This is a genomic window from Acidiphilium rubrum (genome assembly GCF_900156265.1).
GTDB lineage: Bacteria > Pseudomonadota > Alphaproteobacteria > Acetobacterales > Acetobacteraceae > Acidiphilium > Acidiphilium rubrum.
On record NZ_FTNE01000016.1, the window covers coordinates 54,229 to 79,740 of the forward strand.

Here is a 25,512-nt window from a genome sequence, read left to right on the forward strand (position 1 = left end):
GGAAGGATGTTAGCAGGGCGGGGGGCATTGGGGTAGATTGATTTTGTGGCGACGGAGCGAAATTGATGAAAGTTTTTGCTTCTTTTTTTTAAAAGAAGCGCTTGTTTTCTTTTTTAGGGCCGGGTTGATTGCGTGTGGTTAGAGAAGAGGCGGATTACGCTTCGCTATTCCGCCCTACAAGTCGAAGAGGTGGGTTGCGTGTGGTTGGAAAGGGGCGGATTGCGCTTCGCTTTTCCGCCCTACCAGGGGGGTGGGGTTAGACGGAGAAATACTTGGCTTTGGGGTTGAGGACGACGATGGCGCTGGTGGATTGTTCTGGGTGGAGTTGGTGTTCGTCGGACAGGGACACGCCGATGCGTTCCGCGTCGAGCAGGCGGAGGAGTTGGGTTTGGTCTTCTAATTTCGGGCAGGCGGGGTAGCCGAAGCTGTAGCGGGAGCCGCGGTAGGATTGGCTTAGCATTTTTTCCATGTCGCGGTCGTCTTCCGATGCGAAGCCGCATTCGGCGCGGATGCGTTTGTGGGTGTGTTCGGCCATGGCTTCGGCCATTTCTACCGACAGGCCGTGCAAGTATAGGTAATCCTGGTAGCGGTTGTCTTCGAACCAGTCGCGCGCGATTTCGGAGGATTTCTGGCCCATGGTGACGACTTGCAAAGCGATGATGTCGCGTTCGGGGTCTTCGATGTCGCGGAAGAAGTCGGCGATGCAGTCGCCGTCTTCGCGGGGTTGGCGCGGCAGGGTGAAGCGGGCGATCTCGGTGGTGCCGTCCTGCTCGAAGAGGATGAGGTCGTTGCCTTGGCCGGCGGCTTTCCAGTAGCCGTAGATGGCTTGGGGCTTGAGGATGTTTTCGGCTTCGCAGAGGGCGAGCATGCGCTTCATGATCGGGCGGAGTTCCTGGCGGGCCCAGCCGAGGAATTCTTCGAGGGTTTTGCCCTGTTTGCGGAAGCCCCATTGGAACTGGAAGAGGGAGCGCTCGTTGATGAAGGGGACGAGGGCTTTGGCCGGGGTTTCGATGACGCGGGCGCCCCAGAACGGCGGGGTGGGTACGGCGAGGTTTTCGGTGAGGCGGCGGCGGCGGGCTTGGGCTGCGTTGACGTCGACCGGGGCGAAGCCGCGGGTGTCGGCTTCGCCGAGTTTGCGCTTGGTGTTGCGCGATTTGCCTTTGCGCTTGGCTTGCAGGGCGGCGAGGTAGTCATCGAACGCGTTGCCGGTGACTTTATCCATGAGGTGCAGGCCATCGAACGCGTCGCGCGCGTAGGCGACGCGGCCACCGGCGTAGGCGGCGACGCAATCATCCTCGACGTAGTTGCGGGTTAGCGCGGCGCCGCCGAGCAGGACCGGGATTTCGAGACCCTGGCGGGCCATTTCCTCGAGGTTTTCGCGCATCACGACGGTGGATTTGACCAGCAGGCCGGACATGCCGATGGCGTGGGCACGGTGCTCCTTGGCGGCGGCGACCATGTCCGCCAGCGGGACTTTGATGCCGAGGTTGACGACGCGGTAGCCGTTGTTGGTCAGGATGATGTCGACCAGGTTTTTGCCGATGTCGTGCACGTCGCCTTTGACGGTGGCGAGCACGATGGTGCCTTTTTCCTGGCCGGCGATGCGTTCCATTTTCGGTTCGAGATAGGCGACCGAGGCTTTCATGGTTTCGGCGGATTGCAGGACGAAGGGGAGCTGCATTTTGCCGGCGCCGAAGAGCTCGCCGACGACTTTCATGCCGTCGAGCAGGATGTTGTTGATGATGTCGAGCGGTTTGTGGGTTTGCAGGGCGTCGTCGAGTTCGTCGGTCAGGCCTTTGCGGTCGCCATCGATGATGCGGTCGCGAAGGCGGCCTTCGACGGTTTCGGCGCGGGTTTTTTTGGTCGCCTGGGCGGCTTTGCGGTCGGCGAACATGGCGAGGACTTTTTGCAGCGGGTCGTAGTCTTCGCGGCGGCGATCAAAGATGAGGTCTTCCATGACTTCGATCTCTTCGGGGGAGATCAAATGGAGGGGGCGGATTTTACTGACGTGGACGATGGCGCCGGTCATGCCGGCTTTGACCGCGAGGTCGAGGAAGACCGAGTTGAGCACGGCGCGGGCGGCGGGGTTGAGGCCGAAGGAGATATTGGAGAGGCCGAGAATGATCTGGATATCGGGGAATTCATCGCGGATCAGCTTGATGCCTTCGAGCGTCCATTGGCCTAATTTGCGATCATCCTCATTGCCGGTGGCGATGGTGAGGGTCAGCGGGTCGATCATCAGGTCGGACTGGGGCAGGCCGTATTGGTTGCAGGCGACATCGACCAGGCGGCGGGCGATTTCGAGTTTTTGCTGCGGCTCCTTGGCCATGCCGACTTCATCGATGGTCAGCGCGATGATGGCGGCACCGAATTTTTTGGCAAGCGTCAGGCGCTCGCGGGCGATGTGTTCGCCGTCTTCGAAATTGATCGAGTTGATGATCGGTTTGCCGCCGTGAAGTTTGAGGGCGGCTTCGATCACCGGGGTTTCTGTGGAGTCGATGACTAAGGGGGCGTTTACCGAGGAGGTGAAACGGGTAATGACTTCGTTCATCTCGTAGAGTTCGTCGCGGCCGACGAAGGCGGTGCAGATGTCGAGCGCGTTGGAGGCTTCGGCGACCTGTTCGCGGCCCATGGCAACGCAGCCGTCCCAATCGGCGTTTTCCTGGAGTTCGCGCCATTTTTTGGAGCCGTTGGCGTTGCAGCGCTCGCCGATCGAGAAATAGGAGTTTTCCTGGCGCAGCGGGGTGGCGCCGTAGAGGCTGGCGACCGAGGGGACCCAGTAGGATTTGCGGGCGACCGGGGTGGGGCGCGGGTTGCCCAATTTGGTCAGCATGGCGTTTAGGGCTTCGATGTGCGGGATGGAGGTGCCGCAGCAGCCGCCGACCAAGTTGATGCCGTCTTCGAGGACGAAGCGCTCCATCCAGGAGGCGAGTTCGGCGGCGCCGAGCGGGTAGTGGGTGGCGCCGTCGACCAGTTCGGGCAGGCCGGCGTTGGGCTGGATCGAGATCAGGCCGGGCCAGTTTTGGGAGAGGTAGCGGACGTGTTCGGCCATTTCCTGCGGGCCGGTGGCGCAGTTCAGGCCGATCAGGGGGATGTCGAGCGCGTGGATCACGGTGCTGGCGGCGGCGATGTCGGGGCCGACCAGCAGGGTGCCGGTGGTCTCGACGGTGACCTGGACGAAGATGGGGATGTCGCGTTTGAGTTCGGCGCGGGCGATTTTGGCACCGTTGACGGCGGCTTTGATCTGCAGCGTGTCCTGGCAGGTTTCGATCAGGATGGCATCGACGCCGCCTGTGATCAGGCCGCGGCATTGCTCGGCGAGGCCGGCTTCCAGCGGGTCGTAGGCGATGTTGCCGAGGCTGGGGAGTTTGGTGCCGGGTCCGACGCTGCCGATGACGTAGCGGTGGCGGGAATCGGCGAAGGTTTCGGCGGCTTCGCGGGCGAGTTCGGCGGCGATGCGGTTGATCTCGAAGGCGCGGTTGCCGAGCTGGAACTCTTCGAGCGTGATGGGCGAGCCGCCGAAGCTGTTGGTTTCCACCATGTCCGCGCCGGCGTCGAAATAGCTGCGGTGGATTTCGCGGATCAGATCCGGGCGGGAGAGGTTGAGGATTTCGGTGCAGTTTTCCTTGTCCCAATAGTCGCGCTCGACATCGAGGGTGAGCGCCTGGACGCGCGCGCCCATGCCGCCGTCGCAGAGGAGCACGTGGTGGCGCAGGGCGTCGAGAAGGTGTGGTTTGCTCATGATGCCTCACGATATAGCACGGACCGGGTGATTCCAATGTTCGATGCAACGGGGGAGCAATGATCGAAGTGGTGTTCGGCGGGGCGGTGGGGCCAGAGGATGCGGTACTGATCGAGGGGGATGCGCCGGCACCGGCGGCCGCGGCGGTGGCGCGGTTCGTGGTGCCGGATCATCCGTTGCATGGCGTGGGGTGTGCGTGCTGCGCGCCGCGCGGGCCGGCGAGTGAGGCGTTGGCGCGGTTGTTTCTGGCGCGGGCGCGCGGCGAGGTGGCGTGGTTCGCGCGGGTGGTGGTGCTGGCGGGGGATGATGGCGTGGCGCTGGTGCTTGCGGCGCTGGCGGGGGATGCGGTGACGCGGGCGCGGTTTCGCGGTGTGGCAATATCGTCTGACTGAATGTTAGTTATATTGACATCGCGATAGTGTTCCCGTATCGTTCTCCCTGTAACCAGGGAGGCTCACCATGCCGGGACGTCGCGATTGGACTGAAACCGCCGATAACACGATCCGCCAGATGCGGGCCGCCGGGGCGACCTGGGCGGCGATCGGCGATGTGCTGGGATTGTCACGCAACACGATCATTGAACGGGGGCGGCGGATTCAGGCGCAGGGCGGGCCGGTGCCGCCGCGCAAGGCGGAGCGGCGGCCGGAAGATGAACCGAACCGCGCACCGCTGCACGCCGGGCATCCGGTCGCGTGGGATGTGCTGACGTCGGGGACGATTCTGGAGGGCACGCTGTTCGTGCCGCTGAGCGCCGGGCGGCGGGAGTTGCGGCGATGAGCGGGCGGGTGGTGGGTATGGCAGCATCGGTGCGGGCGCAGGCGCCGGGCGCGGTGCTGGGCTCGGGTGTTGCGGCGCGCGGCGGCATTCGGCCCTGCCCGGCCGTGACGGGTTCGGCCGATCCGGCGGCGGCGCTGGTGGCGCGGTTGGAGGATGCCGGATCGACGCTGCTGGCGATGCCGAATTCAGGCTATTCGCCGCATCTGCGGATGATGCGCTACGAGGTGGTGCACAGCGCGCTCGATGCGTATGGCTGGCAGCCGGCGCAGGTGCGCCAGCCGCATCCCTCCGGTGCGGCGATCGACCGGATGGACGAGGCGCTGGGGTGGCTCGCGATCATTCCGGAAGACCGGTTCGTGCTGCGGCGGATCGTGGGCGCGCGGGCGCTGACGCACCCGCTGACCGGGCGGTATCTGTTTCCCTGGCGCCGGCTGGGGAGCGTGCTGGGGGCGGATCATAAATCGGTGCAGCGCTGGCATAAGGATGGGCTGGGGATTATTTTGACGGGGCTTGGGGAAATGGTTAGAAAGTGAGGGTATGGAGTGCGGTGCTGCGCGTGGTACCGCTACGCTTGATACCGCTGCGTTTGGTCCGTTGGATGACCGGTTGAGGGATGTGATGGGTTTATCGACCACGATGGGCGTGCGTTCGGCCAAACCACCGCGGGCGCGGCGGTCACGGATCGATCGGGTGCTGGCCGGGCTTGGGTCGGCGGCGATTTTCTTTGCCGGCCCGACCAGGCTGCCCGCCGCCAAGCAGCGCGGCGGGATCGCGGCGGATTGGCGGGCCGTCGGCGACGATCTGGCGGCCGCGATGAAGCATCGTGAGCGCTGAGCCGGATAGCGGCGCAGACCCCGACGACGACATAATATCCGATCCGGCAGCGGCTGTCGCGCTGTTGCATCATAACACGCCGGTTGCGCTCGCGCTGGTCGGCGTGCCCTCGGTCGGCGCGATCGGCTGGTTCGTGCGGGCGCGAATCGAGCCGGCCGAACCCGACTGAAATCGCCGCGATGCCGCCCCGCCTTGCCCAAACCGGCGCATCGGGCTAAGCCGCCGCATCCTTATCGCAGATCGAGTGTATTTTTCATGAAGCAGCAGGCGAACCTTATCCGCGCTGGCCAGGTCATTGAACATGACGGCAACCGCTGGACCGTGCTCAAGCAGCAGATCATCACGCCAGGCAAAGGCGGCGCTTTCATCCAGGTGGAAATGCGCAACCTCAAGACCGGCAACAAGACCAACGAACGCTGGCGCACCGCCGATACCGTCGAGCGGTTGATGACCGATAACCGCGATTACACCTATTCCTACACGGACGGTGACAACCTCGTGCTGATGGACGGGGAAACCTTCGAGCAGTTCCTGGTGCCCACCGATCTGCTCGGCGACATGCTGCCGTTTCTACAGGATAACATGCCCGTCGTGGTCGATCTGGTCGAGGGCGATCCGGTCGGCATCCACCTACCCGCCACAGTCACACTCGAAATCGTCGAGGCGGACCCGGTGGTCAAAGGCCAGACCGCATCATCGTCCTACAAACCCGCCAAACTCGCCAACGGCGTGAAAACCATGGTGCCACCCTTCGTCGAAGCCGGCGAACGCGTGGTCGTGCGCACGGAAGACGCGAGCTATGTGGAACGCGCCAAGGGGTAAGGAAGACCAAGGGGCTCCGCCCCCTGGACCCCCGCTGGGGCCTTAGGCCCCAGACCCCGCTCGTTTCAGATGAGAGGGGGCATCAAGTCCGTACTCTTTGAAACAGTAAGTCAGCCCCCTCTCATCTGAAACTAATGAGGTCCAGGAACTAAGTTCCTGGCGGGGGTCCAGGGGGCGGAGCCCCTTGGCCTTCTTAACCCTTTTGGAGTGTCTCACATGGTTCCCCGTCGTTCTGCGCATATGACGATCATGGTTGCTGCGGCGCAGAAGGCGGCGAAGCGGTTGATCCGGGATTTCAACGAGGTCGAGCATTTGCAGGTTTCCGTGAAGGGGCCTTCGGATTTTGTCAGTCAGGCGGATGTGCGATCGGAGCAGACGCTGATCGAGGAGTTGGAGCGGGCGCGGCCGGGGTATGCGTTTCTGGGTGAGGAGGGTGGTGCACGCGGGTCGGACAATTGGGCGTGGCGGTGGGTGATCGATCCGCTGGATGGGACGACCAATTTTCTGCATGCGATTCCGAACTGGGCGATTTCGATTGCGCTGGAGAAGCGGCTGGCGGATGGCGGGTCCGAGGTTGTGGCGGGGCTGGTGTTTGCGCCGGCGCTGGACGAGATTTATTGGGCGGAAAAGGGTGGCGGGGCTTATTTGAACGACAAGCGGCTGCGGGTTTCGGCGCGGCGGGACTGGTCGGCTTGTTTGTTCGCGACCGGGATTCCGTTTGCGAAGACGGCGCCGAAGAACCGGCTGGCGTTTGCGCGGGTGCTGGGGGCGTTGATGCCGGAGACGGCCGGGGTGCGGCGGGTTGGCGCGGCATCGCTCGATCTCGCGTGGACGGCGGCCGGGCGATATGATGCGTATTGGGAATTGGGCACCCATGCCTGGGATGTGATGGCGGGGGTGTTGTTGGTGCGCGAAGCGGGCGGGTATGCGACCGATCCGGCCGGGCATGAGCATGTTTCGGGCGATGTGGTCGCCGGTAATCCGCATATTCAGCCGCGGTTGCGGGAGTTGGTGGCTGAGGCGCTCGAGGGGCCTAGGGGGTAGGAAGGAAGGCTTCTTTTTTGAAAAAAAGGAGCAAAAAACTTTCTGACGTTGGGGCACGGGCGCTGAAACCGGCACGGGCCCAAATTAACAAAGTTTTTTTTGCTTCTTTTTTGTTCACAAAAAAGAAGACCTCCCCTCGCCTTAGCCTTTCTTTACCGGCCATTGAGCGCAAGCCGCGTTCTACGCTAGACTCACGCCCGATGAGACAGGTTTTCGCAACGATCCTGCTGGGTCTGGCCGCACTGTACGGTGCATGTACGGCATCGGCGCAGGTTGTGGTGAACCAGCAGGCGTTGCAGCAGTTATCCGGCAAGCCGGTGGCGCCGCAGCGGCCGGTGGTGCGCCGGCCGTATCGGCCGATCGTGCGGCGGCCCGTTGTCCGGCGGCGCGCGGTGATGCGCCCCCTGCCCTTGCCGCCGCCACCGCCACCGCCGCCGGTTTCGGTGCCGGTTGTCGCGGCCGTGCCGCCGCCACCCAAACCGGCGAGGCCGCGGGCGGTGACGCTGGTGTTTCCGAGTGTGGATGTGGCGTTGCCGGGCGGAGCTGCGCGGCGATTATCGAGTTTCATCGGCGCCAAGGTGAATGCGCGGGCGCATTATGTGGTGCAGGCGACGGCGCCGGGGATTGCGAGCGATCCTTCGGTGGCGCGGCGGATGGCGCTCAACCGGGGGCTCGCGGTGCGGGCGGTGTTGCGGCGGGCGGGCGTTTCGTCCGATCACATCATTGTTCAGGCGCTGGGGAATCCGCCCGGCATCGTGCCCGATCATGTTACGCTGACGGAAATACCTTAGGGATTTTTTGCCATCATGACGCGACCGAACCGCTACCTTATTCGTATGCTGGTGTTTCTGGTCCTGGTGTATGGGCTGGCGGCGATCATCGCGCCGACGCTGGCGAAGTTTTATATGGCGAACCCGGTGGTCAATTCGGTGATCGTGCTGGTCGAGATTTTCGGGATCGGGTGGAATCTGCGCCAGGTGCTGCGGCTGAGCCCGGAGGTGGATTGGGTCGAGCGGTTTCAGCGTTCGCGCGCCTCGATCGAGCAGGGGCCGAAGCCGCGCCTGTTGTTGCCGATGGCGCGGATGTTCGGCGCGCGCGGCGACGACAACAAGCGGATGAGCCTGTCGATTGCGAGCATGCGGACGATGCTGGATGGCATTGCCAGCCGGTTGGACGAGAGCCGCGAGACCTCGCGCTACGTGACCGGGGTGATGATTTTTCTCGGCCTGCTCGGCACGTTCTGGGGCTTGTTGAAGACCGTGCATGCGGTGGCCGGGGTGATCGGCGGGATGAATGTTTCGGGCGGCGATGTGAATGCGATGTTCGACCAGTTGAAATCCGGGTTGGCCGGGCCGCTGGCGGGCATGGGGACGGCGTTTTCATCCTCGATGTTCGGCCTGTCGGGGGCGTTGATCCTGGGGTTTCTCGATCTGACCGCAGGGCAGGCGATGAACCGGTTTTTCAATGAGTTGGAAGAATGGCTGGCGGGGCTGACCCGGGTTTCATCGGGTGCGCTGGCGATCGAGGGCGAGGCCTCGATGCCGGCGTATGTGCAGGCGCTGCTGGAGCAGAGTGCGGAGAACATCGAAGCCTTGCAGCGTGTGCTGCTGCGCAACGAGGAGAGCCGGGCGCAGACCGCGCAGGCGACGCAGACGCTGACCGAGCGGATGAACACGCTGACTGAGGCGATCCATAATTCGCACCGCATCATGCTGAAGATCGGCGAGGGTCAGGCGGCGCTGGCGCGGATGGCGGAGCAGGCGGATCAGGGCAATGATGAAATATCGCGCGCGCATTTGCGGAATATCGAATTGCTGCTGGCGCGGATGATTACGGAATCAGAACAGGGGCGGATGCAGGGAATGGCGGATTTGCGGCATGACCTGAAGATTCTGACGCGGACGGTGGCGGCGCGGCTCGATGATGTGAGGGGCTGAGCGATGGCGCGGCTGCACCGGAGCCGGGGCAACGGGCTGGATATCTGGCCGGGCTATGTCGATGCGTTGTCGACATTGTTGATGGTGACGATTTTCGTGCTGCTGGTGTTCGTGCTGGCGGAGGCGTTTCTGTCGGTGGCGTTGAGCGGCAGCAACAAGACGATTGCGACGCTGCGCGGCGAGATCGCGCAATTGTCGAACGTGCTGGCGCTGGAGAAATCGAAGACGGCTTCGTTGCAGGATGAGTTGGCGAGCATGGCCTCGCTGATGAAGGCAAAGCAGGCGGCGAGTGCGGCAGCACTTTCCGGGCAGGTGAAGCTGAACGCGCGGGAGGTTTCGACGGTGGCGCTGCTCGATCAGCAGATTGCGGCGTTGCGGCTGCAACTGGCGAGCCTGGCGGCGGCGCTGGATGCGGCGGCGGCGCAGGATGCGGCGGATCACGTGCAGATTGCCGACCTCGGCAAGCAGTTGAACGAGGCGTTGGCCCGCAAGGTGGCGCGTTTGCAGCAGTATCGCAGCGAATTCTTCGGTGATCTGCGCAAGGCGCTGGCGGGGGAGAAGAATATCAAGATCGTCGGGGATCGTTTCGTGTTCGAAAGCGATGTGCTGTTTCCCTCGGATTCCGCGCAATTGTCGGATGCGGGGACGCAGGAGATTGCCGATGTGGCTGCGGCGATCGAGAAGATTGCGCCGAAGATTCCGCCGCATCTGAACTGGGTGCTGAGCGTGGGTGGCTATGCCGACAAAGAGGCGGTGAAGGGCGGCAAGTATAAGGATAATTTTGATCTGTCGGCCGCGCGCGCGCTTTCCGTGTTGCATTTGCTGATTGCGGATGGGGTGGCGAAGAATCGGGTGATTGCCACGGGGTATGGGGCGGCGCATCCGATTTCGACCGGGGATGCGCCGGCCGATTTGGCGAAGAACCGGCGGATCGAGTTTCGGTTGACCTCGGCGGATTGATCAGCGCGGCCACATCTTGGTGATGGCCGCAGGAGGCTTGCCGCGTACGTCCTGCTCGGCGAGTCTGGATCAGCGGCGCGAAGGAAGCATTTCTTTTTTGAAAAAAAGAAACAAAAAACTTTTTTAAATTTGGTTGTGGGGCGTGGATACCCGGCAAAAGCCGGTCAGAATGGGTTGGCCACGCGGAGTTGACCCTCGATCAGCAGCCCGTCCTGCATGTCCTCCGACCACAGCGTCGTGCAGCCCGCATCGAGCGCTGCCGCCACGATCATCGCATCGTAGATCGAAAGACCGTAGCGCTCCGCGACCGCGAGGCCGGCTTGATGGACACCCGCCGTCACCGGCCGCACCTCCAGCACACTCCTGATCGTTGAAAGGAACTCCCGCGTCTGTTGCCACGGGAGACGCAATTTGCGGCGGGCCACGTTAGCCAATTCGTTCAGGACCTGCACGCTGATGATGCCGCCGGCGGCGACGGTCTGTTCTGCTCGATCCGCTTTTATCGTGTCGCTTGATGCCAGGTAGATCAGCACGTTGGTGTCGATGAAACTAACGGGCATTGGCCTCGTCGCGGTCGAATTTGAAATCGGGCGGCAGGCGCCCGCGAAAATCCCGAAGCCTTACCAACAGCTCAGCGCGGCTTGGCTTGCGGGCGATGGCGAAGGTGCGCGGGTCTGCGACTTCGATCTCGATATCGTCCCCTTCCCGCAACTGAAGAAGTTCGACGATGGCGGACGGCAGACGAACGGCGAGGCTGTTGCCCCATTTTGCGACCTGCATGAGACCTTCCTTGATATACATGATTGAATGTATATCAAGGAAGGGCGGCGGGCAAGCGGGGGTCGATTATGCAACCAGCGGTGCCCGTAACGCGGCGGCGCGGGCCCAGCTTTCGGCGACGTCTTCATCGAACAATTCAGCGAGTTTCTTCATCATGGTGCCGCCGAGTTCTTCGGCGTCGACCAGGGTTACGGCGCGGCGGTAGTAGCGGGTGACGTCGTGGCCGATGCCGATGGCGGTGAGTTCGACGAGGTCGCGGCTTTCGATTTCGCGGATGACGTCGCGCAGGTGGCGTTCGAGGTAGTTGCCCTGGTTGACCGAGAGGGTGCTGTCGTCGACCGGGGCGCCATCCGAGATGACCATCAGGATGCGGCGGTGTTCGGGGCGGGCGAGCAGGCGGCGGTAGGCCCAGGCGAGGGCTTCGCCGTCGATGTTTTCCTTGAGCAGGCCTTCGCGCAGCATCAGGCCGAGGTTGCGCCGGGCGCGGCGCCAGGGCTGATCGGCGGCTTTGTAGATGATGTGGCGGAGGTCGTTGAGGCGGCCGGGGTTGCGGGGCTTGCCTTCGCCGACCCATTTTTCGCGGCTTTGGCCACCCTTCCAGGCGCGGGTGGTGAAGCCGAGGATTTCCACCTTCACGGCGCAGCGTTCAAGCGTGCGGGCCAGGATGTCGCCGCACATGGCGGCAACGGAAATGGGTCTGCCGCGCATCGAGCCGGAATTGTCGATCAGCAGGGTGACGACGGTGTCGCGGAACTCGGTGTCGCGTTCGCGTTTGAACGACAGGGGCAGCAACGGGTCGACCACGACGCGGGCGAGGCGGCCGACATCGAGCAAGCCGTCCTCGAGGTCGAACTCCCACGCGCGTTGTTGTTGCGCCAGCAAGCGGCGCTGCAGGCGGTTGGCGAGTTTGGAGACGACGCCGTGCAGATGCTGGAGTTGCTGGTCGAGTTGCTGGCGCAGCCTTGCCAGTTCCTCGGTATCGCATAATTCGTCGGCGGCGATTTCCTCGTCGAACGCGCGGGTGAAGGCGCGGTAGGCGGTGGTTGGGTCTTCGGGGACCGGTTTGCGGCGCTGCTGCGGGCCGGCGGGGGCTTCATCGGCGGCGGCGGCGTTGTCTTCTTCCGATTCCTCATCGGCTTCGGCTTCGCTGGATTCTGCCTCCATCGAGTCCGGCGCTTCGGACATCAGCTGGTCCTGGTCCTGCTGCGATTCGGTCTCGCCCTCACCGGAATTGTCCTGCTGGAGCGATTGTTCGCCCTGGTCGCCGGCGTCTTCGCTGTCATCGCCCTCTTCCGAGGAGGTTTCAGCTTCGGCAAGGTCCATTGCAGCGAGCAGGCGGCGGGCGGCGCGGGCGAAACCGTCCTGGTCGGCGCGCTCGGCGGCGAGTTCATCGAGGGCGGATTCGGCATCCGCGGGCAGGGTGCCGCGCCAGAGGTTGAGGATGTTGCGGGCGACTTCGGGGACCGAGGCGGGGTCCATCCGTTCGCGGACCAGCAGGGCGAGCGCCTGGGCGGTGGGCAGTTGCTCGCGCCGGCTCATGCGGTCGAGACCGTCCGCTTCGGAATCTTCCTGCAATTTGCGGTGCAGATTGGCGGCCACCCCATCCATGAAGGCGGCACCGACGATTTCGACCCGCGCCTGCTCCAACGCATCGTAGGCGTCACGCGCCTCGCGGGCGACCGGCGCGCGGTTGGCGTGGACCGCATCGTCGTGATGACGCAATCGCAACGCCATCGAATCGGCGATGCCGCGCAACCGCGTTATTTCAGCGGCGGGCAGCGCACGCGTGGGCGATGGCAGGCGGGCGCGCTTGCCGGCGAGACCGGCAGCGCCAGGCTGGTAGGCGACCTGGACCTCATCGCTGCCGGCGATGGCGCGCACCGCGCCGGCGGTGGCGCGTTTGAAATCCTCGCTGCGGGATTGCTCGCCGGCCATCAGATCTTGCGCGGATGCACGCCGGTTTCGACCTCGGCATTGAAGCAGCGCTGGTAGTATTCGGCGACCGTGCTGCGTTCCGCCTCATCGCATTTGTTGAGGAAGGTGAGGCGGAAGGCGAAGGCGATGTCGTTGAAGATTTTCGCGTTTTCCGCCCAGGTGATCACGGTGCGCGGGGACATCACGGTGGAGATGTCGCCGTTGATGAAACCGGCGCGGGTCAGATCGGCCAAAGCCACCATGCTTTCGATTTTCTTTTTCTCGGCGGTGTTGGATGCCTCGATGCCGAGCTTGGCCATCACGATCGACACCTCCTGCGCGTGCGGGAGATAGTTCAGCGTGGCGACGATGTTCCAGCGGTCCATCTGGCCCTGGTTGATCTGCTGGGTGCCGTGATACAGACCCGTCGTGTCGCCGAGGCCGACCGTGTTGGCGGTGGCGAACAGGCGGAAGGCCGGATGCGGGCGGATCACGCGGTTCTGGTCGAGCAAGGTGAGCTTGCCCTCGACCTCGAGCACGCGCTGGATCACGAACATCACGTCCGGCCGGCCGGCATCGTATTCATCGAACACCAGGGCGCACGGATGCTGCAACGCCCACGGCAGCAAGCCCTCGCGGAACTCGGTGATCTGCTTGCCTTCCTTCAACACGATCGCGTCCTTGCCGATCAGGTCGATGCGGCTGATGTGACTGTCGAGATTGACGCGGATGCAGGGCCAGTTCAACCGCGCGGCCACCTGCTCGATATGGGTGGATTTGCCGGTGCCGTGATAGCCCTGGATCATGACGCGACGGTTGAGCGCGAAACCCGCGAGAATCGCGATGGTGGTCTCGCGATCGAACTTATAGGTGTCGTCGATCTCGGGGACATGCTCGGTGCGCTCGGAAAACGCCGGCAATTCGAACCCGCACTCAATGCCGAATACCTCGCGCGAGGAGACGCGACGGTCCGGCAGATTGATCGCCGAGGTCGGCACGCCACGGGCTTCAGGCAAAGCGGCAAGATTGGTCATCGATCGGGCTTCCTTTTATCCTGGTTCGGTAAACTACTCGCCACGGCGCAGTCTGCAAGGGTGGGTGGGTGCTTGGGGACGGTAAGAAGGCCAGGGGGCTCTGCCCCCTGGACCCCCGTTAAAGGCGGAGCCTTTAAAATCCATTAGTTTTAGGGGTAGGGAGGGCGGCTGCCGGGCTTTCAAACAGTGTGGTCTGGACGCCCTCCCTACCCCTAAAACTAGCGGGTTCTAAGGGCTGAGCCCTTAGTGGGGGGGTCGGGGGGCAAAGCCCCCTGATCTTCTTGCTGTCCTCACGCACTCGCCCCCACTGGCAGATGGGTGCGGATGGCGGCGTAGGCGAGGTTGATGGTTTTGAGGCGTTCTTCGGCGGCTTTATCGCCGCCGTTGGCGTCGGGGTGGTGTTGTTTGGCGAGGGTTTTGTAGCGTGTGTGTGCGGCTTCGCGCGAGGTTGGCCAGTCGAGGCCGAGGATGGCGAGGGCTTCGCGGATTTCGGGTGGGGCGCGTTCGGCGTCGGGCGTGGTGCGGGCGCGGCCGATGCCGGCGAAGGCGGCGAGTTCGGCTTCGAGGGCTTCGCTGATGCCGCCGTTGCGGCCGAGCGGCCAGGTGGGGCGTTGCCAGCCGGTATCGTTACGGAGGTTCGATTCGATTTCGCCGGGGCTCATGCCTTTGTAATAGTCCCAGCCGGCGTTGTAGGCGCGGACGTGTTCGAGGCAGAACCAGTGGTATTCACGCAGCGATTCGCGCGATTTGGGGGCGCGGTAGTCGCCGGCGTTGTGGCAATCGGGGATATCGCATTCGCGGCCCGGCGCATCGGGATCGGGCGCGAAGGCGCGGACGCGGCGGGTGGAGCGGGAGAAGGGAGGCGCGGGCATGGATGCTAATTTGCCCTTTGTGCGCAACTTGGCAACCGTTGAAAGCCAGCGCACAATCCACCTATGACAAACCGTACCGATCGAATCCGCGCCGTTCTGACATCGGCGTTTGCGCCCGAGGTGCTCGAATTGAAAGACGACAGCGCGAAACATGCGAACCATGCGCATCGAATGAGCGAACCCGGTCATGCGCCGGCGGTTGGCGAGACGCATTATCGGCTGGCGATGATTTCAGCGAAGTTTGCGGGGATGAATCGGGTGGCGCGGTCGCGTGCAGTGCATGAGGCGCTGGATGCGGAGTTCAAATCCGGCCTGCATGCGCTGGCGCTTGATTTGAAGGCGCCGGGCGAGTGAGGGTGATGGGCGTGGGCGCTCAGGTAGGAAGGCCAGGGGGCTCTGCCCCCTGGACCCCCGCCAGGAACTTAGTTCCTGGACCTCATCAGTTTAAGAATGGAGGGGGCATCAAGTCCGGTACCATTGAACCCCCAAGAATGCCCCCTCCATTCTTAAACTGTCGGGGTCTGGGGCCTAAGGCCCCAGCGGGGTCCAGGGGCGGAGCCCTGGCCTTCCTACCTGAGTGCCGACATCCATGACCCTCATGCTCGACCGTCGGTTCGCCGCCCTGTTTTGGTGTCAGGCGTTTGCGGCGTTCAACGATAATTTTTTGAAGACGGCGCTGGCGGTGTTGATTTTGTATCGGGCGCATGGGCAGTCGGCTTTGGTGGCGTTGGCGGGGGCGGTGTTTATTGTGCCGTTTTTGTTGGTTTCGGGGATTGCCGGGGAGATGGCGGACCGGTTCGACAAGGCGGTGTTGGCGACGCGGATCAAGGCGGTCGAGATTGTGGCGGCGGGGTTGGCGGTGGTGGGGTTTCTGGCGCAGTCGGTGCCGGTGTTGTTTGTGGCGTTGCTGGCGTTCGGGGTGTTGGCGGCGTTGTTCGGGCCGGTGAAGTATGGGTTGTTACCGGATTTGCTGGAGACGGCGCGGTTGCCGTTTGCGAATGCGCTGGTGGATTTCGCGACGTTTCTGGCGATTTTGTTGGGGACGGCGCTCGGCGGGTTGCTGGGGGCGCGGGATCCGTTGGTGTTGGCGGTGTTGGTGATGGGGTTTTCGGTGCTGGCGTTTGGTGCGGCGCGGTTGATTCCCCGGCCGGGGGCGGCGCGGCCGGATTTGGTGTTGCGGGGGAATCCGGTGGCGGCGTCGCGCGATTTGTTGCGATCGTTGCGGCAATCGGCACGGTTATGGCGGGCGGCGTTGGTGAATACGTGGTTCTGGTTTGTCGGGATTGTGGTGCTGACGTTGTTGCCGGTGATGGTCAAGGATGTGCTTCATCGCGGCCCCAATGCCGTGACATTGGCGCTGACGATGTTTTCGCTGGGGGTTGGGGTGGGTAGTTTTGGTGCAGCGCGGAATATGCGGGGACGGATTTCATTGGCGACGGCGCGGAGCGGCACGATTTCGCTCGCATTCGGGGCGTTTCTGGTTGCCGGGATCGCGACCCCCGGGCATTTCGGTTTTGTGCTGACTGCGCTGTTCATCATCGCGGCCGGCGGCGGCCAGATCGCGGTGGCGAGTTTCGCGGCGGTTCAGGCGTGGTCCGACCCGGGGGCGCGGGCGCGGGCGGTGGCGGGCACCAATATATTGTCGGCCGCGGCGATGGTGGGGGCGAGTTTGGTGTTGACCGTTCTGCTGCATCTCGGCGTTGGCGTGCGGCCGATTTTCGCCGGGCTCGGGGTGGTCGCGTTCGTTATGGTGGCGTTGCTGCACCGGTAAACCGGGCGGGGCGTTTTTCGGCGAAGGCGCGCACGCCTTCGGCGAAGTCTGGCGTGCGGCCCATGGTGCGTTGCAGGTCGCGTTCGAGGTCGAGTTGGGCATCGAGGCTGTTGGTGGCGGCGGCGTTGAAGGCTTGTTTCATTGCGGCGATCGCCTGGGTGGGTTTGGCGGCGAGGCTGGTGGCGAGGGCGAGGGCGGCTTGGGCGAAGCCGGCGTCGGGCAGGCAGCGCCAGATCAGGCCGATCGCGGCGGCTTCGGTCGCGGTGATGGTTTCACCCAGCATGGCGAGGCCGCGGGCGCGGGCATCGCCCACCAAATGCGGCAGGAAGAAGGTGCCGCCGGCATCAGGGATCAGACCGATGCGGATGAAGGCCTCGGTGAAATTAGCGGATTCGCAGGCGATCACGATATCGGCGGCGAGGGCGAGGTTGGCGCCGGCGCCGGCGGCGACGCCGTTGACCGCTGCGATGATCGGTTTCGGCAGGGCGCGCATGCGGCGGACCAGCGGGTTGTAGTGTTGATCGATCGCGGCGCCGAGGTCGCGCTGCGTGCCGCCGAGGTTCTGCATGAGGTCGGCGCCGGAGCAGAAGCCGCGGCCGGCGCCGGTGAGCAGGACGGCGCGGATGGTGTCGTCGGATTCGATCGCGGTGAAGGCTGCGGCGAGGGCTTCGTGGACGGCGGGGTTGAGGGCGTTGAGTTTTTCCGGGCGGTTGAGGGTGAGGGTTCGCACCGCGCCCTCGGTATGCACCAGTAGTTCGTCAGCCATCGTCGTATCCCCCATTGCGTTTCTGTGGTCATTGTGGCGCAGCATGACGTTTGCGGCAATGAGGGGTTTTGATGATTTCGATCGCGATTCATGGCGGTGCGGGCACGATGCGGGCGGCGGATTTGACCGCGGCGATGACCGAGGCGCGGCATGAGGGGTTGCGGGCGGCGTTGCGGGCGGGGTGGTCGGTGCTGCGCGGCGGCGGTGCGGCGCTCGATGCGGTGAGTGCGGCGGTGTGTGCGCTGGAGGATGATCCGCTGTTCAATGCCGGGCATGGCGCGGTGCTGACCGATGCCGGCACGATCGAGATGGATGCCGGGATCATGAACGGGGCGGATCGTCGGGCCGGGGCGGTGGCGGGGATTTGCGGACCGCGCAACCCGGTGCTGGGGGCGCGCGCGGTGATGGAGACGACGCCGCATCTGCTGATGATCGGCGCGGGGGCGCATGGCGTGGCGCGCGATGCCGGGTTGGTGTTCATGCCGGACGCGTATTTCGAGACGCCGAACCGGCGGGCGGCGCTGGAGCGCGAGATGGCGCGGCGGGCGGCGGGGGCGCCGGATACGCGGTCCGACGCGGATCGGCATGGCACAGTGGGTGCGGTGGCGCGGGATGCTGGTGGGCATTTGGCGGCGGCGACATCGACCGGCGGGATGACCGGCAAGCGGTCTGGTCGGGTGGGTGATACGCCGGTGATCGGGGCTGGGACCTATGCCGATGATGTGTGCGCGGTGAGTTGCACTGGCACCGGCGAGGTGTTCATTCGGTACACGGCGGCGGCGGAGATTGCGGCGCGGATACGCTATAAGGGTGAGGCGATCGGGCAGGCGGCGGGCGATGTGGTGGCTGAACTGGCGGGGCACGGTGGGGATGGCGGGTTGATTGCGCTGGGGCGGGCTGGAGAACCGGTGCTGCCGTTCAATTCATCGGGCATGTATCGCGGGTATGTCGATGCCGAGGGGCGGTTGTGCACGGCGATTCATCGGGAGGCGTTTCGGTACGGCTGATCGCATGATGGGAAGCGATTCTCCTTGTAGATAATGTAAAATTGCATTATTATTGCGTTCGGTTTTGGAGAAACATCATGACCGCGCTGACCGTTACCGCTCGGGGACAAGTTACGTTCCGCAAGGATGTGCTGCAACACCTCGGCATCCGGCCGGGCGACATGATCGAGGTGGACAAGCTGCCGAACGGGACGGTGGCGCTGCGGGCCGCGCGTCCGGCAGGATCGCTCGATGGGTTCGTCGGTTTGCTGGCGGGTAAAACCACAAAAATCGCCACGATCGAGGAGATGAACGAGGCCATGGCAGCAGGCTGGGCGGGCGATCCGTGAAAATTACGGTCGATACCAATGTCCTGGTGCGGGCGGTGGTGCAGGACGACAAGAGACAGGCGAAATTGGCCGTGGATCTCTTGAAATCAGCAGAAATCATCGCGGTTGCCGGGTCCTGCCTGTGCGAGTTCGTGTGGGTGCTGCGTCGGGTTTACGGGTTCGGGCAGAGCGAGATTTCGGCGGCAATCACTGCGTTGCTTGCCGCCGGCAATGTGGTGGTCGATCGGCCGGCTGTCGAGGCGGGGCTGGCTGTGCTGGATGCGGGTGGTGACTTCGCCGATGGCCTGATCGCCTACCAGGGACGCTGGCTTGGTGGCGAAAATTTCGTTTCGTTCGATAAGAAGGCGGTTTCGTTGTTGGCGGGGCACGGTTCGTCGGCTCGGCTTCTGGAATGATCAACCACACCGATCGTCAAACGCCAGAACCCAGCAACAGGTCGCTGGATGATGAATGCATGAGCATTTTGATAAGACTCGCATGATGGCCAAGTCGCACGTGGTGGTCGGGATCGCAGCGTGGGTCGTTGCCGCACCCCTGCTGGATCGCGCGCCGCTCGATCCGATCGACCTCGGCCTCGCGATTGCGGGTTCGCTGCTGCCGGATATCGACCACCCGCAGTCCTGGGTCGGGCGGCGGACGCGCCCGGTTTCGACGGTGATCGCGCGAAGCCTCGGGCATCGCGGCATCACCCATTCGGCAATCGCGGTGGGCGGGCTGGTCGCTGCCTTGCTCTGGGCGGGGCAACGCCGCGATGCGGTCACTGCACTCGCCATCGGCTATTTGTCCCATCTGGCAGCGGATATGCTGACCCCGCGCGGGTTACGCCTCGCATGGCCGCTGCGGCGAAGCTGGGGTTTTCCACTCTGCCGCACCGGGTCGCCGGCGGAGGCGCTGATCGTGTTCGGGCTGGTCTGCGGGCTCGCGTGGTGGGTGGTTTCCGATCATATCCTGCGGATCGGTTCATGACACGCGGCACGCCCATGCACGCAATATGCTTGCGCCGATCCCACGGGAAAGCTACCTGAAACTACGGTTTTGTTTGAGGAATATTGTGATGGGTTACAAGGTTGCGGTTGTCGGTGCTACCGGTGCGGTCGGGCGCGAGATGCTCAAGACGCTGGCGGAGCGCCAATTTCCGATTACCGACGTGGTCGCCCTCGCCTCGCCCCGCTCGGCCGGGCAGCAGGTGAGTTTCGGCGAAGACCAGGTGCTGACCGTGCGCAATCTGGAAACCTATGATTTTCATGGCACGGATTTCGGGTTTTTTTCGCCGGGTGCGGAGATTTCCGCGATCCACGCGCCGCGCGCGGGCGATGCCGGGTGCATCGTGATCGATAATACCAGCCAGTTCCGGATGGACCCGGACGTGCCGCTGGTGGTGCCGGAAGTGAACCCGCAGGCGCTGGATAAATTCGCCGCCCGCAAGGATTGGCGCCGCATCATCGCCAATCCGAACTGCTCGACCATCCAGATGGTGGTGGCGCTCAAGCCGCTGCACGATAAATTCACCGTGCGGAGGGTCGTGGTTTCGACCTATCAATCGGTGTCCGGCGCCGGCAAGGAAGGCATGGACGAACTCGAACGTTCGACCAAGGCCACCTATGTCAACGATTACGGCAAGCCCGAGATTTTCACCAAGCCGATCGCCTTCAACGTGATCCCGCACATCGACCGGTTCATGGCCGACGGCGCGACCAAGGAAGAGTGGAAAATGGCGGTCGAAACCCGCAAGATTCTCGACCCCGACATCGCGGTGATCGCCACCTGCGTGCGGGTGCCGGTGTTCATCGGCCACGCCGAGGCCGTGCATGTCGAATTTGCTAACCCGGCGCCGCTGGAGAAGGCCCGCGCCGCCCTGCGCAGCGCGCCCGGCATCATCGTGTTCGATGAGCGCGATGACGGCGGCTACATCACCCCGTTCGAATCGCAGGGGGAAGATGCCGTCTACGTGTCGCGTCTGCGCGTCGATTCGACCGTGCCGCACGGGCTCGCGTTCTGGTGCGTCGCGGATAATCTGCGCAAAGGTGCGGCGCTCAACGCGGTGCAAATTGCCGAAACCATGATCGCCCGCGACCTGATGGGACAGAAAGCCGCATGATCGCCCCCGACATGGAATTGACGACCACGCCGTTGTCGGCCTAAACCGCACCCCGGCGGCGGACGTAGCTCAGTTGGTAGAGCGCCAGGTTGTGGTCTTGGATGTCGTGGGTTCGAAACCCATCGTTCGCCCCATTTTTCCCCCATCATATCGGTTGGGCCTCAGCCCTCGGCGGGACAAGGCCAGGGGCTCTGCCCCTGGACCCCGCCAAAGGCGGAGCCTTTGGACTCCACTCGTTTTAGCCGGGGACGGGCGATGCCCGTGCCTTTCCGCGGCATATGCGTGGATCGCCCTTCCCCGACTAAACCTAACGGGTTCTAAGGGCTCCGCCCTTAGTGGGGGGCCAGGGAGCAAAGCCCCCTGGCCTTCTGTCCCCCCGAACACTCCGGCCGACCCGATATGACGGCGGTGTACGGATTGATCCTGGCCGGCGGGGCCGGGCGGCGGTTGGGGGGGGTGGACAAGGCGTTCGTGGGTTTGTGGGGGCGGCCGTTGGTGGCGCATGTGGTTGAGCGCCTGGCGGGCCAGGCGGAGGGGCTGGTGATCAGTGCGGCGGGCGATGTGTCGCGGTTCGATTTGTTTGGGTTGCCGGTGTTGGGGGATGGCGCGCATCGCGGCAAGGGGCCATTGGCGGGGTTGTTGGCGGGGTTGCGCTGGGCGGCGGCGCTTGGGGGTGATTTCGTGGTGAGTGTGCCGGTCGATACGCCGTTTGTGCCGCTCGATCTGGTGGCCCGGCTTGGCGATGGGCCAGCGGTGGCGGCGTATGGCGGGCGGGTGCATCATTTGGTTGCCAGGTGGCCGGTGGCGGCGGCGGGGGCGCTGGAGGGGTTTTTATGTTCGGATGGGCCGTATCGGGTGTCGGATTTCGCGCGTGGGTTGGGGATGCGGGTGGTTGAGTTTGCGGATCGGCGTGATCCGTTCATGAATATCAACACGCCGGAGGATTTGGCGTTGGCCGAGGGGTTGCGATGCTGAGTCAATTCACCGGCGAGTTTTTATATGCGGTGGTGGCGTTGTTCGTCATTATCGATCCGGTCGGCACGGCAATTCTGTTTGCCGGGCTGACGGTCCATGACGATGCGGCGAAGCGGCGCAGCATTGCGAAGCGCGCCTCGGTGATCAGTTTCGTGGTGCTGCTGATTTTCGGCCTGGCGGGTGAGAAGCTGTTGCGTCTGCTCGGGATCGGGATTCCGGCGTTGCAGATTGCCGGCGGGGCGCTGCTGTTTTTATCGGCGAAGGACATGGTGACGGCGAAGGGCGAGTTGCGCGCGACCGATGAGGAAAAGGCGGCGGCGAGCAACACGACCGAGGACATCAGCGTGTTTCCGCTGGCGATTCCGTTGATTGCCGGGCCGGGCGCGATGACGACGATGGTCCTGCTGCATGCCAAGGCGAACGGCGCGCCGGGGGCGATTTTCGCGATCAGCCTGGGTCTGGCGGCGTTGATTGTGGCAACCCTGGTGGCAATGCTGTCGGCCCGTGCCCTGGCGCGGCTGATGGGAACGACCGGGGCAAGCGTGGTCGGGCGCGTGCTGGGCATTCTGGTGGCGGCGCTGGCGGCGCAGTTCATTCTGGAGGGGTTGCAGACCGCGCTGCATCTGGGCTGAGCGATTATTCGAAGCCGAAAAATCTGCTTGTTTTCAATAATCTACCCGAAATCCGGTTGACCCGGTAGCGTCTCTCTGGCACGCTCGCGAAAACGGGAGGCGGGATTATGACGAGGTCCGAACTGATCACCGCGCTGGCGGCGGATCATCCACATCTGACGCTCGCGGATGTGGAACGCATTGTTTCCGCCTTGTTTGATGAAATGACGGCGAGTTTAGCGCGTGGCGACCGGGTGGAGTTGCGTGGATTCGGAGCGTTTTCGGTCAAGCGGCGTCAGGCGCGGGCCGGGCGCAACCCACGCACCGGCGAGACGGTGGATGTGACGGAAAAGACCGTGCCGTTTTTCCGCGCGGGGCGGGAATTGCGCGAAATGATCAATGCTGGCATGGCCGTAGCCGAGGTTGCGGCAAGCGAAGCGCCGAAGCGGAAAGGGATCAAACGCTGAAATTCGTTCGGTATTTTATTGCTTTTCTGGTGCTGCTGGTGCTCGTGGTGTTTCTGCTGTCGAACCGCAGCGCCGCGCTTATCGACTTCTGGCCGTTCGGTACGCTGGGGGCGGCGCCGATCGGCGCCATCGTGCTGGTGGCGTTTGCGCTGGGCGTGCTGATCGGCATGTTGCTGTTGGTGCCGCATCGGCTTCGCGCGCATCGCCGGGCACGGCGGGCGGAAAAGCAGGTCGCGGCGATGCAGGCCGCCCAACCGGTGGCACCGGTGATGACCACCACGACAGCGCCACTTTCGTTGCCGCCGGCGCGTTGACGCCGGTTGTGCTCGAGCCAGCCAGGAACTTGCCTCATAATCGACTGATCACCGCGATCGATACCGGTGATGCCGCACGGGCGCACGAGCTGGTCGAGGCGGTCGGGCCGCATTGCGGGTTGATCAAGCTGGGGCTCGAGGCGTTCAGCGCCCTCGGCCCGGCGGTGTTTGCCGCGAGCGGTGGCTATCCGGTGTTTCTGGATGTGAAGCTGCACGATATTCCCAACACGGTCGCGGGCGCGGTACGGGCGTTGCTGCCGTGCCGGCCGGCGATGCTGACGATCCACGCCGCGGGTGGGGCGGCAATGATCGCCGCGGCACGCGAGGCCGCCGAAAATGCGGGGGATGCGCGGCCCTTGCTGCTGGCGGTAACGGTACTCACCAGTCTTTCCGCCGGCGAATTATCACAGACCGGCGTTGCCGGCGGGCCGCGCCAACAGGTGTTGCGCCTGGGGCGCCTGGCGTTGAACGCAGGCGCGGATGGGCTGGTATGCAGCGCCGCGGAAATTTCGGTCCTGCGCGATGCGTTCGGCGCGGCGCCGGTTCTGGTCGTGCCGGGCATTCGGCCCGCGGGTGCCGGGCACGGCGATCAGGCCCGGGTGGCGACACCACAGGAGGCCGTGGCGGCAGGCGCCAGCTACATCGTGGTCGGCCGGCCGATCACCCAGGCTGCCGATCCGGCGGCGGCAGCGGCGGCCATCGCCGCCTCGATCGTCTGATGGCACGCACAAAAATTTGCGGCATCAACACGGCGGCCGCGTATCGCGCGGCGGTCGAGGCCGGGGCGGATTGGGTCGGGTTGAACTTCTACCCGCGCTCGCCACGCTACATCACCGGCCCCCAGGCTGCCGCACTGGGCGCCGATGGCACCGTGCCACGGGTGGGGCTGTTCGTCGCGCCCGATGCCGCAATGATCGCCACCGTGCTCGCAGCAACCTCGCTGGATATCCTGCAACTATACACCGACGCGGCAACCTGCCGCACCCTGCGGGCCGCGTTCGGCCTGCCAGTGTGGCGCGCCGTGGGCGTGGCCACCGCAGCAGACCTGCCGACCGATGACGAGGGACTGGACGGGTTCATCATCGAATCCAAGCCCCCCGCCGGCGCCGACCGCCCCGGCGGCAACGCCGTGGTCTTGGACTGGTCGGTCACGCAAGACTGGCAAGCCCCCTCCCCCTGGCTGCTCGCCGGCGGCTTGACGCCCGACAACGTGGCCGAGGCCATCGCCCGCAGCGGCACAACAGCCGTCGATGTATCATCAGGCGTCGAAACCACACCAGGCCTGAAATCGTCCGACCTGATGCAGCACTTCGTGCGCGCAGCGCGCGGCACGTGATACCGGCGGGATTGGGCTTGGCGCTGGGAGCAAGGAAGGCCAGGGGCTCTGCCCCTGGACCCCGTTAAAGGCAGAGCCTTTAAAATCCATTAGTTTTAGGCAAGGGGAGGGCGACCCAGGCCAGATCGACGGAAAATCCGAGGCAGCGCCCTCCCCTTGCCTAAAACTAGCGGGTTCTAAGGGCTCCGCCCTTAGTGGGGGTCGAGGGGGCAAAGCCCCCCGCCTTGCTTCCTCCAAGGGCCACACCCCAAACCCCGCCGGTATCACGCGTCAGGCCTGCGTGCGCCTGCACCAGAAGGTGGAGCGGTTGGCTTGGGTGGCGCGTTCGATGCCTGTGCAGTGGGGTGGGCCTGGGCAGCGTTCGCAGGGTTGGCCGGTGCGGCCGTAGACTTTCCAGGCGTGTTGGAAGTAGCCGAGTTCGCCTGAGGGCTGGACGTAGTCGCGCAAGGATGAGCCGCCGGCGGCGATGGCTTCGGTCAGGGTGGTGCGGATGGCTTTGACGAGGTTGCGGATCTGGGCGGGTGTGAGTGTACCGGCCAGGCGGAACGGGCTGATTTTGGCGCGGAACAGGGCTTCGCTGACATAGATATTGCCGAGCCCGGCGATGATGGATTGGTCGAGCAGGGCGGATTTGATCGGCGTTGCCTTGCCGGCGAGGGCGGCGCCGAGGACGCGGGCGGTGAAGGTGGGCAGCAGGGGTTCGGGGCCGAGGCCGAGGATCAGGCGGTGGCTGTCTTCCGCGGCGGTGGCGACCAGATCGAGCGCGCCGAACCGGCGTGGATCGACGAAGCCGATGACGCCGCCCTGATCGGTGGTGAGGGTGAGGTGCTGGTGGGGTAGCGGGTCGCGGTCGATCGTCATGCGGCCGGACATGCCGAGGTGGATGAGCACCGAGACCTCGCGATCGAGTTGCATGAACATGTATTTGCCGCGCCGGCGAAACGCATCGACTCGCGCGCCGACGATGGCCTGCACGAAGCCATCCGGCACGGCCCAGCGCAGATCGCCGCGCGCGAGGCGGGCGGCGGCGATGCGCCGGCCTTGCAGACTGGCTGCGAGGCCGCGCATGACGGTTTCGACTTCGGGGAGTTCCGGCATGATGAATTTGTCGCTATAGCCTGA

General features: G+C 64.3%; 31 protein-coding genes and 1 tRNA gene. 24 read left to right on the forward strand and 8 right to left on the reverse strand.

What is annotated here, in order from left to right; genetic code table 11:
- Nucleotides 1-256 precede the first annotated feature (256 nt).
- Complete coding sequence (gene metH, locus BW994_RS12515; RefSeq protein ID WP_029313320.1) at nt 257-3,742, reverse strand: methionine synthase; 3,486 nt, start codon at nt 3,740-3,742, stop codon at nt 257-259.
- Nucleotides 3,743-3,801: 59 nt separating this feature from the next.
- On the opposite strand from metH, the gene BW994_RS12520 reads away from it, so the two are divergent.
- The 10 genes from BW994_RS12520 to BW994_RS12565 all read left to right on the forward strand — a co-directional run bounded on the left by BW994_RS12520 (nt 3,802) and on the right by BW994_RS12565 (nt 10,116).
- Nucleotides 3,802-4,134 (forward strand): hypothetical protein, encoded by a 333-nt coding sequence (locus tag BW994_RS12520; protein ID WP_035230091.1) that lies wholly within the window; start codon nt 3,802-3,804, stop codon nt 4,132-4,134.
- 67 nt (nt 4,135-4,201) lie between these two features.
- Nucleotides 4,202-4,519 (forward strand): hypothetical protein, encoded by a 318-nt coding sequence (locus tag BW994_RS12525; protein WP_029313318.1) that lies wholly within the window; start codon nt 4,202-4,204, stop codon nt 4,517-4,519.
- Entirely contained in the window at nt 4,516-5,052 is a 537-nt protein-coding gene (locus BW994_RS12530) for a DUF6362 family protein (RefSeq protein ID WP_245594201.1), read from the forward strand. The genes BW994_RS12525 and BW994_RS12530 overlap by 4 nt, the downstream gene beginning before the upstream one ends.
- An 85-nt stretch (nt 5,053-5,137) precedes the next feature.
- Nucleotides 5,138-5,353: a hypothetical protein gene (locus BW994_RS12535; RefSeq protein ID WP_029313316.1), complete on the forward strand. Its 216-nt coding sequence runs from the start codon at nt 5,138-5,140 to the stop codon at nt 5,351-5,353.
- The gene (locus BW994_RS12540; RefSeq protein ID WP_029313315.1) at nt 5,343-5,522 is read left to right on the forward strand and encodes a hypothetical protein; all 180 of its coding nucleotides are present in this window, start codon (nt 5,343-5,345) and stop codon (nt 5,520-5,522) included. Before BW994_RS12535 ends, BW994_RS12540 begins: the two co-directional genes overlap by 11 nt.
- A gap of 86 nt (nt 5,523-5,608) precedes the next feature.
- Complete coding sequence (gene efp, locus BW994_RS12545) at nt 5,609-6,175, forward strand: elongation factor P (RefSeq protein ID WP_029313314.1); 567 nt, start codon at nt 5,609-5,611, stop codon at nt 6,173-6,175.
- A gap of 240 nt (nt 6,176-6,415) precedes the next feature.
- On the forward strand, nt 6,416-7,219 hold the full coding sequence (locus tag BW994_RS12550; RefSeq protein WP_029313313.1) for an inositol monophosphatase family protein: 804 nt from the start codon (nt 6,416-6,418) through the stop codon (nt 7,217-7,219).
- Between the two features lie 200 nt (nt 7,220-7,419).
- Complete coding sequence (locus tag BW994_RS12555) at nt 7,420-8,010, forward strand: hypothetical protein (RefSeq protein ID WP_051657569.1); 591 nt, start codon at nt 7,420-7,422, stop codon at nt 8,008-8,010.
- A gap of 15 nt (nt 8,011-8,025) precedes the next feature.
- Nucleotides 8,026-9,156 (forward strand): hypothetical protein, encoded by a 1,131-nt coding sequence (locus tag BW994_RS12560; RefSeq protein WP_029313311.1) that lies wholly within the window; start codon nt 8,026-8,028, stop codon nt 9,154-9,156.
- A 3-nt stretch (nt 9,157-9,159) separates the two neighbouring features.
- Nucleotides 9,160-10,116, forward strand: a complete 957-nt coding sequence (locus tag BW994_RS12565) for a peptidoglycan-binding protein (RefSeq protein ID WP_029313310.1) — start codon at nt 9,160-9,162, stop codon at nt 10,114-10,116.
- A gap of 164 nt (nt 10,117-10,280) precedes the next feature.
- Here the strand turns inward: BW994_RS12565 and BW994_RS12570 are convergent, their stop codons facing one another.
- The 5 genes from BW994_RS12570 to BW994_RS12590 form a co-directional block, all read right to left on the reverse strand.
- Nucleotides 10,281-10,676 carry a PIN domain-containing protein gene (locus BW994_RS12570; RefSeq protein WP_029313309.1) on the reverse strand — a complete coding sequence of 132 codons (396 nt, stop codon included), beginning with the start codon at nt 10,674-10,676 and terminating at the stop codon, nt 10,281-10,283.
- Nucleotides 10,666-10,917 carry an AbrB/MazE/SpoVT family DNA-binding domain-containing protein gene (locus BW994_RS12575; RefSeq protein ID WP_245801571.1) on the reverse strand — a complete coding sequence of 84 codons (252 nt, stop codon included), beginning with the start codon at nt 10,915-10,917 and terminating at the stop codon, nt 10,666-10,668. The genes BW994_RS12570 and BW994_RS12575 overlap by 11 nt, the downstream gene beginning before the upstream one ends.
- A gap of 45 nt (nt 10,918-10,962) precedes the next feature.
- Nucleotides 10,963-12,831: a cobaltochelatase subunit CobT gene (gene cobT / locus BW994_RS12580; protein ID WP_029313307.1), complete on the reverse strand. Its 1,869-nt coding sequence runs from the start codon at nt 12,829-12,831 to the stop codon at nt 10,963-10,965.
- The gene (cobS, locus tag BW994_RS12585) at nt 12,831-13,844 is read right to left on the reverse strand and encodes a cobaltochelatase subunit CobS (protein WP_029313306.1); all 1,014 of its coding nucleotides are present in this window, start codon (nt 13,842-13,844) and stop codon (nt 12,831-12,833) included. The genes cobT and cobS overlap by 1 nt, the downstream gene beginning before the upstream one ends.
- A 290-nt stretch (nt 13,845-14,134) precedes the next feature.
- Nucleotides 14,135-14,716 (reverse strand): DnaJ domain-containing protein, encoded by a 582-nt coding sequence (locus tag BW994_RS12590; RefSeq protein ID WP_029313305.1) that lies wholly within the window; start codon nt 14,714-14,716, stop codon nt 14,135-14,137.
- Nucleotides 14,717-14,779: 63 nt separating this feature from the next.
- Between BW994_RS12590 and BW994_RS12595 the strand changes: the two genes are divergently transcribed.
- Complete coding sequence (locus tag BW994_RS12595) at nt 14,780-15,070, forward strand: BolA family protein (protein ID WP_029313304.1); 291 nt, start codon at nt 14,780-14,782, stop codon at nt 15,068-15,070.
- A gap of 235 nt (nt 15,071-15,305) precedes the next feature.
- Entirely contained in the window at nt 15,306-16,487 is a 1,182-nt protein-coding gene (locus BW994_RS12600) for an MFS transporter (RefSeq protein ID WP_029313303.1), read from the forward strand.
- Here BW994_RS12600 and paaG read toward each other — a convergent pair.
- Nucleotides 16,462-17,253: a 2-(1,2-epoxy-1,2-dihydrophenyl)acetyl-CoA isomerase PaaG gene (gene paaG, locus BW994_RS12605; protein ID WP_029313302.1), complete on the reverse strand. Its 792-nt coding sequence runs from the start codon at nt 17,251-17,253 to the stop codon at nt 16,462-16,464. The genes BW994_RS12600 and paaG overlap by 26 nt on opposite strands.
- A gap of 71 nt (nt 17,254-17,324) precedes the next feature.
- Here paaG and BW994_RS12610 point away from each other — a divergent pair, with 71 nt between their 5' ends.
- From BW994_RS12610 to BW994_RS12665, 12 genes are all read left to right on the forward strand, one after another.
- Entirely contained in the window at nt 17,325-18,260 is a 936-nt protein-coding gene (locus BW994_RS12610; RefSeq protein ID WP_029313301.1) for an isoaspartyl peptidase/L-asparaginase family protein, read from the forward strand.
- 77 nt (nt 18,261-18,337) lie between these two features.
- Nucleotides 18,338-18,589, forward strand: a complete 252-nt coding sequence (locus tag BW994_RS12615) for an AbrB/MazE/SpoVT family DNA-binding domain-containing protein (protein ID WP_029313300.1) — start codon at nt 18,338-18,340, stop codon at nt 18,587-18,589.
- Complete coding sequence (locus BW994_RS12620) at nt 18,586-18,984, forward strand: type II toxin-antitoxin system VapC family toxin (RefSeq protein WP_029313299.1); 399 nt, start codon at nt 18,586-18,588, stop codon at nt 18,982-18,984. Before BW994_RS12615 ends, BW994_RS12620 begins: the two co-directional genes overlap by 4 nt.
- 82 nt (nt 18,985-19,066) lie before the next feature.
- Nucleotides 19,067-19,555 carry a metal-dependent hydrolase gene (locus BW994_RS12625; RefSeq protein ID WP_029313298.1) on the forward strand — a complete coding sequence of 163 codons (489 nt, stop codon included), beginning with the start codon at nt 19,067-19,069 and terminating at the stop codon, nt 19,553-19,555.
- A gap of 88 nt (nt 19,556-19,643) precedes the next feature.
- Nucleotides 19,644-20,687, forward strand: a complete 1,044-nt coding sequence (locus BW994_RS12630) for an aspartate-semialdehyde dehydrogenase (RefSeq protein ID WP_029313297.1) — start codon at nt 19,644-19,646, stop codon at nt 20,685-20,687.
- Between the two features lie 58 nt (nt 20,688-20,745).
- Nucleotides 20,746-20,821: transfer RNA gene (locus tag BW994_RS12635), tRNA-His, on the forward strand.
- Nucleotides 20,822-21,086: 265 nt separating this feature from the next.
- The gene (mobA, locus tag BW994_RS12640) at nt 21,087-21,662 is read left to right on the forward strand and encodes a molybdenum cofactor guanylyltransferase MobA (RefSeq protein ID WP_029313296.1); all 576 of its coding nucleotides are present in this window, start codon (nt 21,087-21,089) and stop codon (nt 21,660-21,662) included.
- On the forward strand, nt 21,656-22,294 hold the full coding sequence (locus tag BW994_RS12645; protein ID WP_029313295.1) for a MarC family protein: 639 nt from the start codon (nt 21,656-21,658) through the stop codon (nt 22,292-22,294). The genes mobA and BW994_RS12645 overlap by 7 nt, the downstream gene beginning before the upstream one ends.
- Nucleotides 22,295-22,401: 107 nt before the next feature.
- Nucleotides 22,402-22,740, forward strand: a complete 339-nt coding sequence (locus tag BW994_RS12650) for an integration host factor subunit beta (RefSeq protein ID WP_051657568.1) — start codon at nt 22,402-22,404, stop codon at nt 22,738-22,740.
- A gap of 29 nt (nt 22,741-22,769) precedes the next feature.
- The gene (locus BW994_RS12655) at nt 22,770-23,054 is read left to right on the forward strand and encodes a lipopolysaccharide assembly protein LapA domain-containing protein (protein WP_051657567.1); all 285 of its coding nucleotides are present in this window, start codon (nt 22,770-22,772) and stop codon (nt 23,052-23,054) included.
- Nucleotides 23,055-23,083: 29 nt separating this feature from the next.
- Complete coding sequence (gene pyrF / locus BW994_RS12660) at nt 23,084-23,773, forward strand: orotidine-5'-phosphate decarboxylase (protein WP_029313292.1); 690 nt, start codon at nt 23,084-23,086, stop codon at nt 23,771-23,773.
- The gene (locus BW994_RS12665; RefSeq protein WP_029313291.1) at nt 23,773-24,390 is read left to right on the forward strand and encodes a phosphoribosylanthranilate isomerase; all 618 of its coding nucleotides are present in this window, start codon (nt 23,773-23,775) and stop codon (nt 24,388-24,390) included. The genes pyrF and BW994_RS12665 overlap by 1 nt, the downstream gene beginning before the upstream one ends.
- A 270-nt stretch (nt 24,391-24,660) precedes the next feature.
- Here the strand turns inward: BW994_RS12665 and mutM are convergent, their stop codons facing one another.
- The gene (mutM, locus tag BW994_RS12670; protein ID WP_029314066.1) at nt 24,661-25,488 is read right to left on the reverse strand and encodes a bifunctional DNA-formamidopyrimidine glycosylase/DNA-(apurinic or apyrimidinic site) lyase; all 828 of its coding nucleotides are present in this window, start codon (nt 25,486-25,488) and stop codon (nt 24,661-24,663) included.
- Between the last annotated feature and the right edge of the window lie 24 nt (nt 25,489-25,512).

Bases quoted from the DNA above. Each gene is read 5' to 3' on its own strand.
- metH (WP_029313320.1), bottom strand. From the start codon at position 3,742: ATGAGCAAACCACACCTTCTCGACGCCCTGCGCCACCACGTGCTCCTC.
- BW994_RS12520 (WP_035230091.1), top strand. From the start codon at position 3,802: ATGATCGAAGTGGTGTTCGGCGGGGCGGTGGGGCCAGAGGATGCGGTA.
- BW994_RS12525 (WP_029313318.1), top strand. From the start codon at position 4,202: ATGCCGGGACGTCGCGATTGGACTGAAACCGCCGATAACACGATCCGC.
- BW994_RS12530 (WP_245594201.1), top strand. From the start codon at position 4,516: ATGAGCGGGCGGGTGGTGGGTATGGCAGCATCGGTGCGGGCGCAGGCG.
- BW994_RS12535 (WP_029313316.1), top strand. From the start codon at position 5,138: ATGGGTTTATCGACCACGATGGGCGTGCGTTCGGCCAAACCACCGCGG.
- efp (WP_029313314.1), top strand. From the start codon at position 5,609: ATGAAGCAGCAGGCGAACCTTATCCGCGCTGGCCAGGTCATTGAACAT.
- BW994_RS12550 (WP_029313313.1), top strand. From the start codon at position 6,416: ATGACGATCATGGTTGCTGCGGCGCAGAAGGCGGCGAAGCGGTTGATC.
- BW994_RS12555 (WP_051657569.1), top strand. From the start codon at position 7,420: ATGAGACAGGTTTTCGCAACGATCCTGCTGGGTCTGGCCGCACTGTAC.
- BW994_RS12560 (WP_029313311.1), top strand. From the start codon at position 8,026: ATGACGCGACCGAACCGCTACCTTATTCGTATGCTGGTGTTTCTGGTC.
- BW994_RS12565 (WP_029313310.1), top strand. From the start codon at position 9,160: ATGGCGCGGCTGCACCGGAGCCGGGGCAACGGGCTGGATATCTGGCCG.
- BW994_RS12570 (WP_029313309.1), bottom strand. From the start codon at position 10,676: ATGCCCGTTAGTTTCATCGACACCAACGTGCTGATCTACCTGGCATCA.
- BW994_RS12575 (WP_245801571.1), bottom strand. From the start codon at position 10,917: ATGTATATCAAGGAAGGTCTCATGCAGGTCGCAAAATGGGGCAACAGC.
- cobT (WP_029313307.1), bottom strand. From the start codon at position 12,831: ATGGCCGGCGAGCAATCCCGCAGCGAGGATTTCAAACGCGCCACCGCC.
- cobS (WP_029313306.1), bottom strand. From the start codon at position 13,844: ATGACCAATCTTGCCGCTTTGCCTGAAGCCCGTGGCGTGCCGACCTCG.
- BW994_RS12590 (WP_029313305.1), bottom strand. From the start codon at position 14,716: ATGCCCGCGCCTCCCTTCTCCCGCTCCACCCGCCGCGTCCGCGCCTTC.
- BW994_RS12595 (WP_029313304.1), top strand. From the start codon at position 14,780: ATGACAAACCGTACCGATCGAATCCGCGCCGTTCTGACATCGGCGTTT.
- BW994_RS12600 (WP_029313303.1), top strand. From the start codon at position 15,306: ATGACCCTCATGCTCGACCGTCGGTTCGCCGCCCTGTTTTGGTGTCAG.
- paaG (WP_029313302.1), bottom strand. From the start codon at position 17,253: ATGGCTGACGAACTACTGGTGCATACCGAGGGCGCGGTGCGAACCCTC.
- BW994_RS12610 (WP_029313301.1), top strand. From the start codon at position 17,325: ATGATTTCGATCGCGATTCATGGCGGTGCGGGCACGATGCGGGCGGCG.
- BW994_RS12615 (WP_029313300.1), top strand. From the start codon at position 18,338: ATGACCGCGCTGACCGTTACCGCTCGGGGACAAGTTACGTTCCGCAAG.
- BW994_RS12625 (WP_029313298.1), top strand. From the start codon at position 19,067: ATGATGGCCAAGTCGCACGTGGTGGTCGGGATCGCAGCGTGGGTCGTT.
- BW994_RS12630 (WP_029313297.1), top strand. From the start codon at position 19,644: ATGGGTTACAAGGTTGCGGTTGTCGGTGCTACCGGTGCGGTCGGGCGC.
- mobA (WP_029313296.1), top strand. From the start codon at position 21,087: ATGACGGCGGTGTACGGATTGATCCTGGCCGGCGGGGCCGGGCGGCGG.
- BW994_RS12645 (WP_029313295.1), top strand. From the start codon at position 21,656: ATGCTGAGTCAATTCACCGGCGAGTTTTTATATGCGGTGGTGGCGTTG.
- BW994_RS12650 (WP_051657568.1), top strand. From the start codon at position 22,402: ATGACGAGGTCCGAACTGATCACCGCGCTGGCGGCGGATCATCCACAT.
- BW994_RS12665 (WP_029313291.1), top strand. From the start codon at position 23,773: ATGGCACGCACAAAAATTTGCGGCATCAACACGGCGGCCGCGTATCGC.
- mutM (WP_029314066.1), bottom strand. From the start codon at position 25,488: ATGCCGGAACTCCCCGAAGTCGAAACCGTCATGCGCGGCCTCGCAGCC.